Genomic DNA, 238 nt, shown 5'->3' with positions numbered 1-238 from the left:
CCCCCACAATACCCATACGCATTAATCCCGCCTTTCCCAAACGGGCTCCAACTGTCCGGGCTGTTAAAACGCATCAACACCGGGTTAAACGCCCGATACCCATTGCCCAACAAGTAATGCCCCGTCACCGGGTCAGCCCGTTCGCCATTAAAGCCCAGCACACTGGCCACGCCGCTTTCAGCCGGGCGATGGCCATACACGCTGTAAGCAATGGGTTGAGTTTTATCGGGGTTAACCG

At 56.7% G+C, this 238-nt stretch carries 1 protein-coding gene; it reads right to left on the bottom strand.

Features of this window, described 5'->3' with window-relative positions; genetic code table 11:
* Positions 1-212: RHS repeat-associated core domain-containing protein (locus AAEZ06_RS28240; protein ID WP_350617515.1), on the bottom strand; the 212-nt coding region annotated here is incomplete at its 3' end.
* Positions 213-238: the final 26 nt, after the last annotated feature.

It is taken from the genome of Pseudomonas sp. HY7a-MNA-CIBAN-0227 (assembly GCF_040310325.1).
GTDB lineage: Bacteria > Pseudomonadota > Gammaproteobacteria > Pseudomonadales > Pseudomonadaceae > Aquipseudomonas.
The sequence above is the reverse complement of the archived record's forward strand: the minus strand, read 5'-3'. Positions and strand labels throughout refer to the sequence as shown.